Source organism: Streptococcus sp. X13SY08 (genome assembly GCF_001182825.2).
Taxonomy (GTDB): Bacteria; Bacillota; Bacilli; order Lactobacillales; family Streptococcaceae; genus Streptococcus.
This window is the reverse complement of the sequence record NZ_LFYO02000003.1, coordinates 20,527-34,579: the sequence shown is the minus strand read 5'-3', so window position 1 is coordinate 34,579 and position 14,053 is coordinate 20,527. Positions and strand designations below refer to the sequence as shown.

At 41.3% G+C, this 14,053-nt stretch carries 15 protein-coding genes and 2 pseudogenes; 6 read left to right on the top strand and 11 right to left on the bottom strand.

What is annotated here, in order from left to right:
• Positions 1–7 precede the first annotated feature (7 nt).
• The 5 genes from AEX56_RS05820 (at position 8) to nrdG (ending at position 2,783) form a co-directional block, all read left to right on the top strand.
• A complete protein-coding gene (locus tag AEX56_RS05820) occupies positions 8–286 on the top strand; it encodes an IreB family regulatory phosphoprotein (RefSeq protein ID WP_049618540.1) in 279 nt (92 codons plus the stop codon).
• 248 nt (positions 287–534) lie between these two features.
• A complete protein-coding gene (locus tag AEX56_RS09270) occupies positions 535–669 on the top strand; it encodes a hypothetical protein (protein WP_131542238.1) in 135 nt (44 codons plus the stop codon).
• Between the two features lie 52 nt (positions 670–721).
• Entirely contained in the window at positions 722–1,657 is a 936-nt protein-coding gene (locus AEX56_RS05815) for a Gfo/Idh/MocA family protein (RefSeq protein ID WP_049618317.1), read from the top strand.
• 3 nt (positions 1,658–1,660) lie between these two features.
• Positions 1,661–2,167 carry a GNAT family N-acetyltransferase gene (locus tag AEX56_RS05810; protein WP_049618316.1) on the top strand — a complete coding sequence of 169 codons (507 nt, stop codon included), beginning with the start codon at positions 1,661–1,663 and terminating at the stop codon, positions 2,165–2,167.
• On the top strand, positions 2,133–2,783 hold the full coding sequence (gene nrdG, locus AEX56_RS05805; RefSeq protein WP_049618315.1) for an anaerobic ribonucleoside-triphosphate reductase activating protein: 651 nt from the start codon (positions 2,133–2,135) through the stop codon (positions 2,781–2,783). Before AEX56_RS05810 ends, nrdG begins: the two co-directional genes overlap by 35 nt.
• A gap of 6 nt (positions 2,784–2,789) precedes the next feature.
• Here nrdG and AEX56_RS05800 read toward each other — a convergent pair whose 3' ends face one another.
• The 11 genes and pseudogenes from AEX56_RS05800 to purD all read right to left on the bottom strand — a co-directional run bounded on the left by AEX56_RS05800 (position 2,790) and on the right by purD (position 12,575).
• Entirely contained in the window at positions 2,790–3,497 is a 708-nt protein-coding gene (locus tag AEX56_RS05800; protein ID WP_201776493.1) for a YczE/YyaS/YitT family protein, read from the bottom strand.
• A 105-nt stretch (positions 3,498–3,602) separates the two neighbouring features.
• Entirely contained in the window at positions 3,603–4,118 is a 516-nt protein-coding gene (locus AEX56_RS05795; RefSeq protein WP_049618538.1) for a nucleotidyltransferase family protein, read from the bottom strand.
• Positions 4,119–4,293: 175 nt separating this feature from the next.
• Positions 4,294–5,292, bottom strand: a complete 999-nt coding sequence (ruvB, locus tag AEX56_RS05790; RefSeq protein ID WP_049618537.1) for a Holliday junction branch migration DNA helicase RuvB — start codon at positions 5,290–5,292, stop codon at positions 4,294–4,296.
• Positions 5,293–5,583: 291 nt separating this feature from the next.
• The gene (locus AEX56_RS05780) at positions 5,584–6,228 is read right to left on the bottom strand and encodes a hypothetical protein (RefSeq protein WP_049618313.1); all 645 of its coding nucleotides are present in this window, start codon (positions 6,226–6,228) and stop codon (positions 5,584–5,586) included.
• Position 6,229: 1 nt separating this feature from the next.
• Positions 6,230–6,496 carry a helix-turn-helix domain-containing protein gene (locus AEX56_RS05775; RefSeq protein ID WP_049618312.1) on the bottom strand — a complete coding sequence of 89 codons (267 nt, stop codon included), beginning with the start codon at positions 6,494–6,496 and terminating at the stop codon, positions 6,230–6,232.
• Positions 6,497–6,726: 230 nt separating this feature from the next.
• Positions 6,727–8,025, bottom strand: coding sequence for an adenylosuccinate lyase (gene purB / locus AEX56_RS05770; protein ID WP_049618311.1), 1,299 nt, complete (start codon positions 8,023–8,025; stop codon positions 6,727–6,729).
• Between the two features lie 59 nt (positions 8,026–8,084).
• A complete protein-coding gene (locus AEX56_RS05765; protein ID WP_049618310.1) occupies positions 8,085–8,297 on the bottom strand; it encodes a hypothetical protein in 213 nt (70 codons plus the stop codon).
• Positions 8,290–9,540, bottom strand: a pseudogene (locus tag AEX56_RS05760) (DUF4041 domain-containing protein). The gene AEX56_RS05765 and the pseudogene AEX56_RS05760 overlap by 8 nt, the downstream one beginning before the upstream one ends.
• Before the next feature lie 9 nt (positions 9,541–9,549).
• Positions 9,550–10,623, bottom strand: coding sequence for a 5-(carboxyamino)imidazole ribonucleotide synthase (purK, locus tag AEX56_RS05755; protein ID WP_049618309.1), 1,074 nt, complete (start codon positions 10,621–10,623; stop codon positions 9,550–9,552).
• A complete protein-coding gene (purE, locus tag AEX56_RS05750; protein WP_049618308.1) occupies positions 10,610–11,101 on the bottom strand; it encodes a 5-(carboxyamino)imidazole ribonucleotide mutase in 492 nt (163 codons plus the stop codon). The genes purK and purE overlap by 14 nt, the downstream gene beginning before the upstream one ends.
• A gap of 208 nt (positions 11,102–11,309) precedes the next feature.
• Positions 11,310–12,575 carry a phosphoribosylamine--glycine ligase gene (gene purD / locus AEX56_RS05745; protein ID WP_049618536.1) on the bottom strand — a complete coding sequence of 422 codons (1,266 nt, stop codon included), beginning with the start codon at positions 12,573–12,575 and terminating at the stop codon, positions 11,310–11,312.
• A 1,289-nt stretch (positions 12,576–13,864) separates the two neighbouring features.
• Here purD and AEX56_RS09385 point away from each other — a divergent pair.
• Positions 13,865–13,996 (top strand): annotated as a pseudogene (locus AEX56_RS09385) (peptidoglycan hydrolase PcsB); the annotation flags it as partial.
• Between the last annotated feature and the right edge of the window lie 57 nt (positions 13,997–14,053).

The window sequence follows — 14,053 nt, the reverse complement described above, 5'->3', positions numbered from 1 at the left end:
GGCTTTTATGGCAGAAATATTAAAAAGCGAAACCGTTCGCTTTGATTTAGAAGACCGCGAAGAGATGGGTGCCGATTTGAAGGCTGTGTCTGACTCATTGGCTGAAATTGGCTACAATCCCATCCATCAAATTGTAAGCTATATTCTCAGCGGAGACCCCGCTTATATTCCCCGCTACAAAAATGCTCGCAACCATATCCGCCACTGTCAACCTGATGATATCGTGGAAGAATTAGTTCGCCATTATTTGAAACATAAGGCTAGTACTACGGACCGCCCGATCTAAGCAAGCTTCGTTCCATTATGGTAGAATAAAGAGAAAAGTCATAAAAACTGACTTTCAGCATAGAAAGGAATAATAGGGCGCTCAAGTATTCGAACTCGGGCTAAAACTCTTATTATCCACTATAGCTTAGAAAGGAACCGAACACGCCTACGACACTTTACAAAAAGATAAGTAATTCCTAGCTGCGAGTAGCGTCGTCATACTTCCTATTTTGTTGCGTGTCGCTTAACGGCTTTGTATCTTATGTTATGGGAAAATTTCAATTAGATTATAAGGGAATGCAACGTGTGGAGAAATTCCACGAGAAGCATTCGGTTGTGAAAAGTGATAAAAAATCACGTGTACAAGAGCTTTTGAAGAAAGCTCAAAGTAAGAAAAAATAAAAAGAGCCTCGTGCTCTTTTATTGTATGATACCAAAAAGAAAGAAGAAAAATATGCTACACATTGGCATTGTCGGTTTAGGAGGGATTTCGCAGAAGGCTTATTTACCTTTTATGCGCCAATTCCCTGATATTCATTGGCATCTTTTTACCAGAAATCAAGAAGTTTTGGCAGAGGTTGCTGAGCTTTTTGGTACTGTTACTACCTACGGTAGCCTACAAGCACTGGCTGCTGCTCCACTTGATGGTGTCTTTATCCACACAGCCACCATTGCTCGCTTCGAAACGACACAAGCTTTTCTCCAAAAGGGCATTCCCGTCTACATGGACAAACCTCTCACGGAAAGATATGCCCAGACCAAAGAGCTCTATGATTTGGCGGAGGCGCATAGCACCTTTCTCATGGCGGGCTTCAATCGTCGCTTTGCGCCCAAAGTTTTGAAAATGGCAGAGCAGGTTGATAAGACCCGCATTTATGTGGAAAAGAATGATGTTAATCAATCTGGCAATTTCCAGTTCAAACTCTTTGATTTCTTCGTCCATCCACTGGACACAGCCCTCTTTTTAACAGATCAAGAATTGCTCAGCGGACGCTATCAGTTCCATAAAAAAGATGGGCAACTGTACCAAGTATCTGTGACCTTGGAAACAGCTCAATCTACTATCTTGGCCAGCATGAACCTGCAATCAGGCAGTCGTCGGGAAATCATGGAAGTACAGATATCTCGTGCTACCTACCATTTGGAGAACTTGGAAAACTTGTCCATTTTTGAGGGAACCAAACAAACAATTGAACATTTTGGTTCATGGGACACTACCCTTTACAAACGAGGGTTTGAGTCCATTATTTTAGCATTTATCGATGCTATAAAGACTAATATAAATCCTGTCACACCAGAATCAAGCCTGCTTAGTCACTGGATTTGCCAACAAATCAATACTGCAATAGAAAATACTGGACCATTAGATCTGAACTTACCGAAAGGATAATCAATGACCAAATTAGACCTACGAAGACCAACTTTGGAAGATAAGGAAGCTGTACTAGATCTTATGCGAGAATTTGAAGAAACGACAGCTGCCCACGATGGCGGATTTTGGGATGCAGAACACTTTGACTACGAAGAGTGGATTGCTGGAAATACTGATGAGGAAATGGGGCTCAATATTCCCGATAGCTGGGTACCTGCGGTGCAATTTGTAGGATTTGTTGATGGAAAAGCCGTTGGATTTCTCAATTTACGTTTGCGACTGAGTGATTTTTTGCTGCATCATGGTGGTCATATCGGCTATTCGGTACGACCTAGCCAGCAAGGAAAGAGTTACGCGACCCAAATGCTCCGTCAAGGTCTCAGCGTAGCTATTTCCAAAAACATCTCAAAGGTGCTTGTCACTTGTGACGAGACCAATGCTGCCAACCGCGCGGTAATCCTTAAAAACGGTGGAGTGTTGGAGGATGTACGTGATGATACAGAAAGATATTGGATTAATCCAGAATGAGGACAATGTGAGGGAAAAGAATTGGAACACGCCGAAGCCTGGCGAATGGAAATCTGCAGAACTTAGCCAAGGGCATATTATTGACTACAAGGCTTTTAACTTCGTAGATGGTGAGGGTGTCCGCAATTCCCTCTATGTAGCAGGTTGCATGTTTCACTGCCAGGGCTGCTACAACGTCGCAACGTGGAATTTTCGTGCAGGTATTCCTTACACACCAGAGTTGGAAGAGCGAATCATGGCAGATTTGGCACAGCCCTATGTGCAGGGCCTGACTCTTTTGGGAGGTGACCCCTTCCTCAATATAGGAATTCTCCTGCCACTAGTCAAACACATTCGTCAAGAATTACCAGAAAAGGATATCTGGTCCTGGACTGGCTATACTTGGGAAGAAATGATGCTAGAAACTGAAGATAAACTGGAACTGCTAGGTCTGATTGACATCTTGGTGGACGGACGATTTGACCGTTCCAAGCGCAATCTCATGCTACAATTTCGTGGTTCATCCAACCAGCGCATCATCGATGTCCAAAAATCTCTGGCAGCTGGTCAGGTAGTCATCTGGGACAAGCTCAATGATGGGCAACATTCTTACGAACAAATCAATCATGCTGACTAAAAATCCCTATTGATGATATTTTACATTCAGTCCATAGCTAAATATGGAAGAAAGAGGCGGAGAATTTTCTCTGCCTCTATTTTCTATAAGCTGATAAATTTCTTCAGAATAAGGATGGCAGAGCGCAACAACACGTCCCGTCAAAACCACTGCAACTATGGACCCAACCCCAATTCCCAAGAAACCTTTTCCGAAGGAAAAACTAATGATGAGCGCAATCACTAAGCAAGTTGCATCCAGTAAATTTTTCCCGAAACCAAAGTCTTTTCGAAGAATATCTCCGATGGTTTTTGCCAGAGCATCTGCGGGATTCGGAATCAGGCGCATGACAATGGTCAGGGAAGCTCCCAATCCTGTTAGGAAAATAGCCAAAAGAAGAAAGATGAGCCGCATACTCATTTCTTCAGGTACACGCAAAACGTTATCAAACAATTGAATAAAGATACTAGTAAAAAAACCAGCCAAAACTTGCATCAATAGCAGCAGCTCTGCCTTTTTCCCAAGTAAAAGAAACTGTAATACAATCAGGAAGCAGTAATAGAGAAAACTCATGGTCCCAATGGAGATATGTAGGATTTGCGAGAGATTGTAGGCAATCGAAATGACGGGAGAAACACCTAGTGCCGCCTCGGTATTGAGGGAAATACCTGCCCCCAGCAGGATAACGCCAAGTAAATAAACAGCTGATCGAGCACCCATCTCTTTTGTTTTCATATCTTTCCTCCTATTGCCATTCCTACAAAGAAAAGATGAGCTGGCAAGTCAACTCACTCTACCTTTATTTTATTCCAAAATTCGCTGTACGTCAAATAGGACTAATTAGTCCAGTCTAAACTGCAATTGTGGCCATTTTTGTCCCCAATTTTTCTTGGCAATGCGCTTATCATACAAGGACATCCGTTCTGCATTGTCTAGAAAATAAGGCGTCGGTCTCACGATAAATTCGCAAATTGCCTCTAAGCCATAGGGACAATAGACTTCCACTTGCCCGATACTCGTCAAACGCACTCCAATCGCAGTGCAGGTTTCAGGATATTTAAACATGACATCACGCGCACTGAGGTATGTTAGCGTTTGGGGATTATGATTATGCATATAAACTTGATTTTTCAATTCCCAACGATACTGAGGATGGGTCTTTTTCAAATTTTCTTCCAGCTGACAAGTCTCTTCACAGGAAATCTGCGGATCAAAAAAGATAACATCCACATCTGTTTTCTGGTCAAAAGCTGGTAGCTGACTCCGTTTATTCCATATAAAATTGCGTATACTACCTGCACACAACCAACCATCTTGTAAATTCAGCTCTGCTATGATCTCTAAAATTGCCCGCATATCTGGATTTTCAAGCAAATCCTGTTTCAAATCATCTATTTATAGGTCATAAATTTATTTTAGCAAATAGAAAAGTCAGCTTCAAGCGAAACCGACCTTTCTGGAGATAATATGAAAAAGAATAAATATAGTATATAAGAGAAACCTTAAAATTTCCTTAAAATGGAAAATTTTTTTATTTTTTTTCGTAAGGGTATCCAAGATGCTCATAAGCCTTTGTGGTTGCTACGCGACCAGTCCGCGTCCGCATGATAAAACCTTTTTGAATAAGGTAGGGCTCATACATATCTTCCACGGTATCGCGTTCTTCTGCAATATTGACGGATAGGGTTCCAAGGCCTACTGGACCTCCATTATACAAATCAATCATAGTCCGTAGAATTTTCTGGTCCACATAGTCCAAACCTTCACGGTCAACATCTAGCATAGACAAGGCCTTGTCCGTAATGACATCATCGATCAAGCCATCTCCCATAATTTGGGCAAAATCCCGCACTCGTTTGAGCAGGCGATTAGCAATACGAGGGGTTCCTCGACTCCGACGAGCCAGCTCAATGGCTGCTTCGTGGGTAATTTCCATCTCAAAAATATCCGCCGTCCGCTCCACAATTTCCGTCAAGTCGTCCAACTCGTAATATTCCATATGCCCTGTAATCCCAAAGCGCGCGCGTAAAGGATTGGATAGCATACCCGCTCGAGTCGTCGCCCCAATCAGAGTAAATGGAGGCAAATCCAAATGCACCGCCCGACTGGCTTCACCTGTACCAATCATGATATCAATGTAAAAATCCTCCATTGCCGAGTAGAGAATCTCCTCCACTGCCATAGGCATGCGATGAATTTCATCGATAAGGAGGACATCTCCAGGCTCCAAATCGTTGAGAATTGCCACCAAATCACCTGCCTTCTCAATGACCGGTCCCGATGTCTGTTTGATATTGACACCCAACTCATTAGCAATCACAAAAGCCATAGTCGTTTTTCCCAGACCCGGAGGACCAAATAGCAGAGCATGATCCAAAGCCTCGTCCCGTAATTTAGCCGCCTCAATGAAAATCTTCAACTGATTCTTGACCTTATCCTGGCCGATATATTCATTTAATTTCTGAGGACGCAAGGTCCGCTCAACGAACTCTTCATCACCCATCTGTTCCGTATCAAAAATTCTAGTCATGGACATATTATAACATAGAAATAACTAATTATCGTCATCTGCTAAGTTTTGAGGTTATCAAAAAAGAGAATAACAATTCTCTTTCAATCACTTCTAATTAATAAACCACCAATCTTTTCCTTCTGATAATGTTTGCATTGTTTGACTAATAAATGGTAAGGCTAATAGAAATAGTGCTGTAATTTTACAAATTTTTTCATTGTATCTCCTAAAAATTTTATATATTTTACAAAATAAATTGTATAAAACAAAGTCAAAACACAACATGACAAATTTGTCCAATTAACTTAGCTAAACCTCCTTACTTAATTTTTGCCACTCAACTTGCAATTGTTCTTGTAACTTTTTATCATTAAATAGTTTTGCAAACAAAAGAGCTTCTTCGTAATAATGTTTAGCTAATTCTTTATCTTTTTTATAAAATATAGCATACTCACATTGCAATAAACAATAAATCGATTTCTTTTGAAAGTCTTCTGTGACCTCCATAATAGCATTACTCTCGTTTAAAAGTTCTAGCACCAAATCAGCATCTTTCAAATATATTCTCATGGCTACTGCTGTTAAGATTAAACGATTTAAAAAAAATAATTCCTCGGAAAGCAAATATTTACGTTGTTGCAGTAAGTTCCTACAGAAATGCAAAAAGTCAGATTTTTGAAAGATTGAAGAATCAAAATAAGAAATTGCCGCAGCAGTCAAATACAAATCAATCAAAATAAGATCATTCATTCTGTATCTTTTCTTTTTCTTCAATTGCTCAAAGTATTCTGGAATCAAATCAACTCCAAAATCCACCTGCCCAGTATGATAAACCTCAAAACTAGATTGAAGCGCATCGATAGCTAACTGTTCCTCCTCAGGTAGTTCATCATAATATTCCGAAAAAATTTCATCAAAATGCTCTTCTCGCTCTTTAATTCTATCTTGGTCCATATTAAAGAGGCTTTCTCAAAATAGCATATTTAATTTCTTTATATCTTCGTGGAATAGCAAAGCTCTCTCCGTCTGTTAGCTCTCCTATTTTCATTCCTAAGCGGTTCGCAATATAAGAAACTTTTTCCAAACCAGGTATAATCTTTCCGCTTTCAATTCTTGCGAGCTGTCTTACAGATAATTCCGACTCATCACCACAAAAATCCTCTCGTGTAATCGCCTGTTCTTCACGTAGTGTACGTACTCTCATCCCAAATTTTTGTGGCATAACTCATTCTCGTTTCCCATCTCTATTTTAGCATATACTTTGTGAGCATTCAAACAAATTTTGTCTAAAAATATATGGAAAAAAGAAAAGGCAGTAAAACCCTTTCCTTAATGCCCCTGATCCGCATAGTGGTTAATCGGTAGTTCTCTGCACCTATAATATAGGTAATTTCGACCATCCTAACCAATTTTGATAACAACATCAAGTTTTTTTAACTGCTGATTTCTGTCTCACTCGCCCAATCCAAGGCGGTCGAAAATGTCGTCCACACGTTTGGTGTAGTAAACTGGATTGAAAATATCGTCGATTTCATCTTGGGTAAGACGTGCTGTCACTTCTGGATCTGCTTCCAAGAGAGGTTTGAAGTCCACTTGGTTATCCCATGAATGCGCAGTTTTAGGTTGGACCAAATCATATGCTTCTTCACGCGTCATGTCTTTTTCAATGAGTTTAAGCATAACCCGTTGGCTGTAAATAAGACCAAAAGTTGAATTCATATTGCGCAGCATATTGTCCGGAAAGACCGTCAAATTCTTAACAATATTACCAAAACGATTGAGCATGTAGTTTATGAGAATAGTCGTATCAGGCGTGATAATGCGCTCCGCAGATGAATGAGAAATGTCACGCTCATGCCAGAGAGCCACGTTTTCGTAAGCTGTCACCATGTGACCACGCACCACGCGCGCTAGACCGGTCATATTTTCAGAGCCGATTGGGTTACGTTTGTGGGGCATAGCAGAGCTACCCTTTTGCCCTTTAGCAAAGAATTCTTCGACTTCACGTTGTTCTGATTTTTGCAGACCACGAATCTCTGTTGCCATACGCTCGATTGATGCTGCAATATTTGCTAAAACCGCAAAGTATTCTGCGTGGAGGTCACGAGGAAGAACTTGAGTTGAAATTTCTTGCGGACGGATGCCTAATTTGTCACATACATATTCTTCCACAAAAGGAGGAATATTGGCAAAGTTACCAACCGCACCTGAAATTTTTCCTGCTTCTACACCTGCGGCAGCATGTTCAAAACGCTCCTGATTGCGCTTCATTTCAGAGTACCAAGTCGCCAACTTGAGACCAAAAGTTGTTGGCTCCGCATGAACCCCGTGAGTGCGCCCCATCATAATGGTCATCTTGTGTTCTTTGGCCTTATCCGCCACAATCTGCGTGAAGTTAGCAAGGTCTTTGCGGATGATGTCGTTGGCCTGCTTGTAGAGATAGCCGTAGGCTGTATCCACCACGTCGGTAGAAGTCAAGCCGTAGTGCACCCACTTGCGTTCCTCCCCAAGCGTCTCAGACACCGCACGGGTGAAAGCCACCACATCGTGACGCGTTTCTTTTTCAATCTCAAGAATGCGGTCAATATCAAAATCCGCCTTTTCACGAATTTTCGCCACATCTTCCTTAGGAATTTCCCCCAACTCAGCCCATGCCTCACCAGCCAGAATTTCCACCTCCAGCCAAGCACGGTACTTATTCTCTTCACTCCAAATGTTCGCCATCTCAGGGCGTGAATAACGTTCGATCATTACTAATTGCCTTTCTACTAATACTTTTATTGATTCTATATTAAGGTTGTTAAATCTGATTATAGGATAAAGAATACAATTATACTCGTAATTGCCCCCATCAACCAATATAGCTGCTCTTTTTTATTCCACCGAATTTCTTTTTTTATTGTCCTTATTTCGGGAAAACAGTTATCTCCATCTTCGATATCATCTTTATTAACTTTCTTGAATAAGTTAGTAGCATTTGCAATACAACCTATTGACAAAATTAAACATAACCATTTAAACATTCATATCACCTTTTAGCAATCCTTGCCTATATTCAAATGCTTCAGCCTCTTCGGTTAATTCAATTGTTAATTCTTTGTGGTTTTCCAAGGTTGCTTTTATTTCTGAGAAAGGTACTTTAAAGTATTCTTTACGGCTATTCATTTTATTGATTTTATATTTATCAAATTTTTCGTGTATCTCTTTTTCAAGAGCAAAAGCATTCTCACTAAAAATTAAAGCATGAACATCGAATTGGAAAGGAACAGAGGCACTGCCTAGTTCTCTAATCCTATCCAACGGTTCTAGTCGTCTAGTTACACCAATTTTATAAATATCTTGGCCAAACGCTCCCAGGTTAGAAATAACGTAGACATAACCCGCTGCTGCATGTCCTTCACGATAATCAATATCTTCTTCAATTTCTTCAATCTCAGCCAATATTTCTTTGTATTCTTTCAATTGAGCATCTAATTTTATTTTTTCTTCATCCGTAGCCGTCGACAATAATTTTTCTACTTTATCAACCATTTGTGAGAAGTGCTCTCTGTCTTTTTCAACTTGCTTACGTTTAGCAGCAATCTCTGCCTGTAATTTCTTATCTTCTCTCTCTTTTTCTCTCTGCTCTCTCAGAATCTCTTTTTCTTCTTGTTTTTGCAACTCATATTCTGTAGCAACCCTTAATTCATCAAGTTTTAAGGCTAAATAATTATTGGATAGTTTAATTTGATTCCGCTCGTACATTTTATTCAATTGTTCAAAGCTTTTTCTTACAGCAGCAATTTTCTTTTCAAGATTAGAGGCAGAAACTTTTACTAATTGAGCATCAACTTCACCATTAAAACCTCTAATCATTGCCTTAATCAATTGTTTTTGCATAGTCTTCCCTTTCGCCTGACTTCCGTCTAAGGTCATCGGTATTATTATTAAACCAGCCTCACCATCTTTTATTAACTGCTTTTGCTGAATTCTTAAAGAATCAAGTTTATTTTATATTGCGTGGAGTCTGTAAAGTTATATTTTCGATCAAAAAAAACCAAATTCTTGCAAATCTAAAACGTCGTTAGAGACAGCAATGTCTTTTTTTATGTCTTCTAGTTCAATTTTTTTCTTGCTAATCTGATTTTCGATATCGACTAATTCATCACCTAACTTTAATTGGCGTTTAAGATCATTCAGTTTTGCTTTTTCAATTTCTGATTTTAAATTTGAAAGCCTACTCTCCAGAACTTCATCTTTGGGTTTTCCAAAATTAAATAGTCCCATATTCCCCTCCTAAAACTCCTCCACACTCTCCGCCTCATCCCCCAACACCGTCACATGTCCCATCTTGCGGTTGTGCTTTGCTTCTAGTTTACCATAAAGGTGGAGGTGGGCGCTAGGGTTTTTAGCGACAAAAGCTTGCGCATCATCCATATGTTGACCCAAAATGTTGAGCATGACGGCTGGTGCATGGAGATGGATAGCTGGAAGAGGAGCTCCTAGCACACCCAAGATATGGGTATCAAACTGTGAAAAATTGCAGGCTTCTATGGAATAATGCCCTGAGTTGTGTGGACGCGGTGCAATTTCATTAACGATAACATCGTCTGCCGTCACAAACATCTCCACACAGAGGATGCCTGACAGGTCTAGCTGTTTAGCAATTTGCATAGCCATAGCTTGCGCTTTCTCCCCTAAACTCTCTGAAATTCGAGCTGGGACGATTGTTTTGGAAAGGATGTTGTTGCGGTGGATATTTTCCTGAACTGGGAAGACCGCCACATCCTTACCATTCCCCGACACGATGACAGAGATTTCCAGATCAAAATTGACAAACTCTTCCAAGACACAGTCAGTTGAATCTGCTAATTCACAAGCGGCAGCTAAGTCCTCTTGTGATTTGATGACTACTTGTCCATGCCCATCATAACCACCTGTTGCGGTTTTGAGGACATATTTTTTAGTGAAATCCAGATTAGCTAAGCCGTTAGCATTTTTAACAACCTTGTAAGGTGCCACTTTCACGCCTGCTTTTTGAGACAGGAAGTCTTTTTCTGTGGTACGGTTTTGAGAGATTCTGAGCAAATCAGTTCCCTGCGGCAGCTGATTTTTCTTAACGACAGCATCCAAACCGTCCGCATCGACATTTTCAAACTCGTAAGTCAAAATATCGCAGCGGTCCGCCAATTCCTGAAGCGCAGCCACATCGTTGTAGGGTGCTACGATGATCTCCGCCACGCGCGAAGCAGGGCAGTCGGCTGCCGGATCTAGAGCAATAACCCTGTGTCCCATATAAATAGCAGAAATCGCCATCATCTGCCCCAGCTGCCCACCACCGATAATCCCAATTGTTTTAGAAAAGCTCATTGGTTGACTCCTCTGCAATTTTTCCTTGTTCTTGGTGGAAATAGCTAAGTTGCTCTACGATTTTTTCGTCCTCGATGGAGAGGATGCGAAGGGCAGTCAGAGCTGCATTGGCTGCTCCTGCTTCCCCAATAGCCATGGTTGCCACAGGCACGCCAGCTGGCATCTGAACGATAGAGTAGAGAGAGTCCAGACCAGACAGAGCACGCGATTTGACGGGTACGCCAATGACAGGCAGGGGCGTTTTAGCTGCGACCATACCAGGTAAGTGGGCTGCACCGCCAGCACCAGCGATGATGATTTTGATGCCACGATCACGTGCTTCTTCAGCATATTTGAACATGAGATCTGGTGTACGATGAGCTGAGACAACTTTTTTCTCATAAGGGATACCGAAGTCGTCTAGAATATTAGCTGCTTTTTGCATGGTTGCCCAGTCAGAGCTGGAGCCCATGATGATAGAAATGATTGGATTTTCCATAAAAATTTTTCCTTTTTTTGACAGTTTCCTTAAGTAGTGGGGTCGCAAGCGACCTCCTGCGGAGTGCCATTGCTAGCTTTCGAGCCTATAGTCTAGAAAGCTCCCCCCGACGATTAACCTTCGGTTAAGCGTCTTTTCACTACGGCGGAAACCGTCGGATTTAGCAACCCTCGGTCGCTTTTGCTATCGTTAAATACAAAATATCGCTCTAATCTTTAATGGCTTTACTACCGATGTCAGTCCTATAAAACAGTCCATCGGTATCTTGCTTCGCGAGTTTCTCGTAGATTTTTTCTTGCGCAGCTTTGACGGTGTCGGCTGTGGTGACGAGCATATAGACCCTTCCGCCGTTTGAGAGCAGTGCTCGGCTATTTTCAGAAAAACGAGCGCCTGCATAGTAGGTGATGATGTCGCCGTCCGTCTTTTCAGGCAGTTCCACACCTTTCTTGTAATCGAGCGGGTAGCCATTTGAAGCAACTACGACCCCAAGGGTCACTCCATCTTCCATCCAACTGATGGTTGGCTCCCTACCATCTAGGATGTCCGTGATGTTCTGCGCGAAATCGGAGGTCAGGCGAGGAAGGATAATCTGGGTCTCAGGGTCACCAAAACGCGCGTTGAATTCGATAACCTTAGGACCTTCAGCTGTCAAAATCAGCCCAGCGTAGAGCACACCAAGGTAGGGACGTCCTTCGCTAACCATACCCTTAAGCACAGGTTTGGTGATGGTTTCTACCGACTGATCGATGACACTTTGAGACAGATGGGGGACTGGTGCATAAGCTCCCATACCGCCCGTGTTCGGCCCCTTGTCACCATCATAAGCCCGTTTGTGGTCCTGCGCTGTCGGCATGATGTAAAACTTCTCACCATTGACGAAGGCAAAGAGAGAGAACTCTTCCCCGTCCAGGAACTCCTCTATCACCACGCTCGCACCCGAGTCACCGAACTTATTATCCAGAAGCATGTCCTGAGTGGCTGACACTGCTTCTTCCACGGTTTCCGCCACGACCACGCCTTTCCCTAGTGCTAAGCCATCTGCCTTGACCACAATGGGAGCACCTTGTTTATCGATGTAGGCTTTTGCTTCTTCGAAGTTGGAAAATGTGCCATAGGCTGCTGTTGGAATGTCGTATTTGACCATGATTTCTTTTGCAAAGTCTTTTGACCACTCCAGCTCCGCTGCTAAACGAGTAGGACCAAAAGCCTTGAGTCCAGCCTGATTAAAATCATCGACGATTCCAGCCGCTAGCGCATCATCAGGACCGACAAAGGTCCAAGCAATATCGTTCACTTTCGCAAATTCAATTAACTTTGAATGTTCGGAAATAGCGATATCCACCAAAACCAAGCCATCCAGCCTCATCCCATCATTCCCAGGAGCCACAAAAACCTTTTCTACCTGAGGAGACTCCGACAATTTCTTTGCGATGGCATGCTCACGCCCGCCAGAACCAACAACCAAAAGTTTCATAGCTAAGATACCAAGAGTGAGAAGAGAACGACTGAATTTTAGGAAATTAATACCATATGCTTGCACACAAGGAGATTTATCTAAATTCCAAATTCTCTGCCCGGCTTCAACCCTTTCTTTTTACGAATTATATTTTACATTATAACACATTTGTTCGTAAATGCCACGAAGCACATGAAATTCTGTGATGAAGATTATGAGAAAAAGAAAAACGCACCACGAGGGTGCGGAAGATAGACAAAATATTTTCTAGGAGGTATACTTTTCGCTGATATTTTAGTTCAAGATGTTTCTCCAAAAATATTCCAACTCATCATTTATTCTTATAACATAGAAAATCAAAATTTGAATAAGTTCGAGGTAATTTTTAAAATTTTCTTCCTCACTTGCTCTCGCCATCCGTGCGTGAGCGTATCTATTCCTGATTTTTAGACCGTTCCCATATTTTTTATCATCCAAGACAAATGAAATATAATTAGACTCGATTTCTGAAAACAGAGTGCTTTCATATTTTAACAAATCCTCTTGTACTAGATTGTCTGCAATTACCTTCAAATCTTGATTGCTATAACATAGGCAATACGAACCATTCAACCACACTAAACGTAACAAAGAGATTTTTGCTAAATTCGAAAAACGAACTTTCTTTTCATCATCAATATAAACAATTCCTTCATCAACTAAATCTCTGATTTGAGCAAGTTGATGCTCGTCAAATTGAGAAAATAAGACCCTGTTTTAATTATTTTAAAAAACGTTGTCTCCTCTGTTCCTTTTATATGCGCAAGTTGACTTTGGTCCGCAAACAGTAACTTACACAACTGCTGATTTTGATTACTCTCCACCATTGTAATAAATTTCCGCTTAGAGAATGACTTTAACGTCCGATAAAATGTAGATTGTGATTTAATTAACAGCGGTTCTGGATTTATTTTATGATGTGTTTGAAACAATTCGTACTGATCAAGCACAGTCTGACTTGCTTAAACAAATCCAAAGCTATCCTCAAAATTCCCCCTCCCCATTAAGCAGCAGACCTCCCCTCCAAAATTTTTTCAAATTTTCCATGTTAATTGTCGAATTGGTTAGGTAGGAGGAAATGAATGAAAAAATATTCAACACTATTATTGTCGTCAGCGGTTTTGCTGGCTAGTTTGGCTCAACAACCTGTGGCTTTTGCGCAGTCAAGTTCTGATTCCTTTTCTGCTGAGAGCTCTGCTATTTTTCCAGAGACGGAAAAGGCGAATGCTAGTTTTGATATTCAGTCTATTGATGTAGCAACTTGGTCTACTCAGGTTGAGAGTGCAATGCGCATCCGCGTCAAGGAATCCAACTATGCTGGCAAGCAATATGTTGGTGATTTCCGTGGCTGGTTCAATCCTGTCGCAGATGGTGTCACAACCTATATTTATCCAAATTAAAGGGACTCTGTAACAGGACAAGTCTTTCAGAATAAACACAAAAAACACCCCATCAAT

Coding starts and splice junctions, on each gene's coding strand:
- AEX56_RS05765 (WP_049618310.1), bottom strand. CDS start 8,297: ATGTTTAAATGGTTATGTTTAATTTTGTCAATAGGTTGTATTGCAAAT.
- purD (WP_049618536.1), bottom strand. CDS start 12,575: ATGAAACTTTTGGTTGTTGGTTCTGGCGGGCGTGAGCATGCCATCGCA.
- ruvB (WP_049618537.1), bottom strand. CDS start 5,292: ATGACTAGAATTTTTGATACGGAACAGATGGGTGATGAAGAGTTCGTT.
- AEX56_RS05815 (WP_049618317.1), top strand. CDS start 722: ATGCTACACATTGGCATTGTCGGTTTAGGAGGGATTTCGCAGAAGGCT.
- AEX56_RS05800 (WP_201776493.1), bottom strand. CDS start 3,497: ATGAAAACAAAAGAGATGGGTGCTCGATCAGCTGTTTATTTACTTGGC.
- AEX56_RS05795 (WP_049618538.1), bottom strand. CDS start 4,118: ATGCGGGCAATTTTAGAGATCATAGCAGAGCTGAATTTACAAGATGGT.
- purK (WP_049618309.1), bottom strand. CDS start 10,623: ATGAGCTTTTCTAAAACAATTGGGATTATCGGTGGTGGGCAGCTGGGG.
- AEX56_RS05820 (WP_049618540.1), top strand. CDS start 8: ATGGCAGAAATATTAAAAAGCGAAACCGTTCGCTTTGATTTAGAAGAC.
- AEX56_RS05810 (WP_049618316.1), top strand. CDS start 1,661: ATGACCAAATTAGACCTACGAAGACCAACTTTGGAAGATAAGGAAGCT.
- AEX56_RS05775 (WP_049618312.1), bottom strand. CDS start 6,496: ATGCCACAAAAATTTGGGATGAGAGTACGTACACTACGTGAAGAACAG.
- nrdG (WP_049618315.1), top strand. CDS start 2,133: ATGATACAGAAAGATATTGGATTAATCCAGAATGAGGACAATGTGAGG.
- purE (WP_049618308.1), bottom strand. CDS start 11,101: ATGGAAAATCCAATCATTTCTATCATCATGGGCTCCAGCTCTGACTGG.
- purB (WP_049618311.1), bottom strand. CDS start 8,025: ATGATCGAACGTTATTCACGCCCTGAGATGGCGAACATTTGGAGTGAA.
- AEX56_RS05780 (WP_049618313.1), bottom strand. CDS start 6,228: ATGGACCAAGATAGAATTAAAGAGCGAGAAGAGCATTTTGATGAAATT.
- AEX56_RS09270 (WP_131542238.1), top strand. CDS start 535: ATGGGAAAATTTCAATTAGATTATAAGGGAATGCAACGTGTGGAGAAA.